This window comes from Cellulomonas septica, assembly GCF_012396155.1.
Taxonomy (GTDB): Bacteria; Actinomycetota; Actinomycetes; order Actinomycetales; family Cellulomonadaceae; genus Cellulomonas; species Cellulomonas septica.
Window position 1 is genome coordinate 1 of record NZ_JAAXOY010000640.1, and the last position, 2040, is coordinate 2040.

Here is a 2040-nt window from a genome sequence, read left to right on the forward strand (position 1 = left end):
GGACGACGACGAGCGCCGCCGCGGCGACCCAGTCGAAGACCGTCTTGGCGACGTACTTGGCGCCGGTGAACCGCGGCTCGTCGACGTACATGAGCGGCAGCCCCGAGACGGGCTGCATGGTGACGCGAGGCACGCGACGAGGCCGAGCGCGAGGACGGCGACCGTGAGCAGCAGGGTCTGCGCGACGGCCGTCGAGAAGCCGGCGTGCACGGCCTGCGTCGCCGCGTCGGTGATCTGCCGCGCGACGTCCGCCGGGACGGAGTCCGGGAGCTGCGGTGCGGCCGCGGCGCCCGCGCCGGTCGAGAACTGGTCGGGGTCGACGCGCGAGAAGCCGTCGAGGAACGCCTGGCGCGCCTGCTCGGGCAGCGCCGCGGCCTCGTCCTGCGCGGCCGCGGGGATCGCGATGCCGAGCCGCGACGAGAGCATCGCGACGACGGCCGCCGACCCGATGACGCCGCCGATCTGGCGGTTCGTGTTGAACGCGCCCGCACCGGCGCCCGCGTTGCGCTGGTCGAGGCCGGCCGTGGCGGTCGCGGCCAGCGGCGAGAAGAGCATCCCGGTGCCGATGCCGAACACCGTCATGGGCAGGACGAGCTGCCAGACGGGCACCTCGGGGCGGATGACCGCCGCGAGCCACGCGACGACGACCACGAGGATCGCGAAGCCCGTCGCGACGATCCACTTCGCCGGGACGCGGTCGGACATCCGGCCGGCGACGGGCGCGACGACACCGGACAGCAGCGAGCCGCCGAGGCCGATGAGCGCCGCGTGCAGCGGCGACAGGCCGAGGACCAGCTGGGCGAAGATCGTGAACGGGAAGAAGATGCCGGTCATCGCGAAGGTCACGGCGAACCCGGCGACGTTGGACAGCGAGAAGTTGCGCACGTGGAACAGGCGCAGCGGCATGAGTGCGTCGTCGCCCAGGTGCCGCTGCCACAGCACGAACCCGACGAGGACGAGCACGCCCAGGCCGACGATCTCCCAGATCGTCACCGGCCCGACGACCGTGCCCCAGTCGTAGGTGTCGCCCTCCTGCAGGCCGAAGACGACGAGGAACATGCCGAGCACGGACAGCACGACGCCGAGCCCGTCGAAGGTGCGCGCGTGCGTGGGCAGCGCGGGCAGGCGCCGCAGCGCGAGCCACAGCGCGACGACGCCGACGGGGACGTTGACGTAGAAGATCCACTCCCAGCCGACGGTCTCGACGAGCAGGCCGCCGAGCACCGGGCCGGTGATCGTCGCGACACCGGCGACGGCACCCCAGACGCCCATCGCGGCACCGCGGCGCGCGGGCGGGAAGACGCGCGTGATCATCGACATCGTCTGCGGGGTCATGAGCGCGCCGCCGATGCCCTGCACGGCCCGGGCGGCGATGAGCATGCCGATCGAGCCGGACAGGCCGCACCACAGCGACGCGAGCGTGAACACGACGAGGCCGACGACGAAGACGGGCTTCGGGCCGAACCGGTCGCCGAGGCGGCCGGTGACGAGCAGCAGGACCGCGAACGTCAGCAGGTACGCGCTGTTGACCCAGCCGACCTCGGTGAACGACGCGTCGAGCTCGGTGACGAGGGTGGGGACGGCGATGTTCACGATCGTGGTGTCGATCATGATCATGAAGAAGCCGAGGCACAGCGGCGGGAGCACGCTCCACGGGCTGCGCCCGTGCAGGTCGACGAGCGCGCGGGGCTGCTCGGTGGTCATGGGTCCTCCGGGGACGGTCGGTGCAGGGTGCGGGTGCGGGTGCGGCGCGGGTCGCGGGCGTGGCGTGCCCCGACCCGCGGGGTCAGCGGCTGGGTGCGGTCGCCGCAGGGCGGCCGTGCCGGGCCTCGAGGAAGGCGGCGGGGAACGGGTCGTCCCAGCCGAGGGCGTAGTCGTCGAGCTCGGCGACGGTGCGGTCGAGCCACTCGACCTCGTGGCGCAGGTGCGCGACGTCGTGCTCGACGTCGAGCAGGTGGCGGCGCGGCAGGCCCTGCGCACGCACGCGGGTGTAGGCGGACTCGAGCTCGGCGAGGCGCTCGGCCTCGCGCGCGCGGCGCC

The 2040-nt window shown here is 73.6% G+C and carries 1 protein-coding gene and 1 pseudogene; both read right to left on the reverse strand.

Annotated elements, in window-relative coordinates; all coding sequences use genetic code 11:
• Window positions 1-1704: MFS transporter (locus HGA02_RS17575; protein ID WP_168680524.1), on the reverse strand; the 1704-nt coding region annotated here is incomplete at its 3' end.
• A gap of 82 nt (window positions 1705-1786) precedes the next feature.
• Window positions 1787-2040, reverse strand: a pseudogene (locus tag HGA02_RS17580) (PadR family transcriptional regulator); the annotation flags it as partial.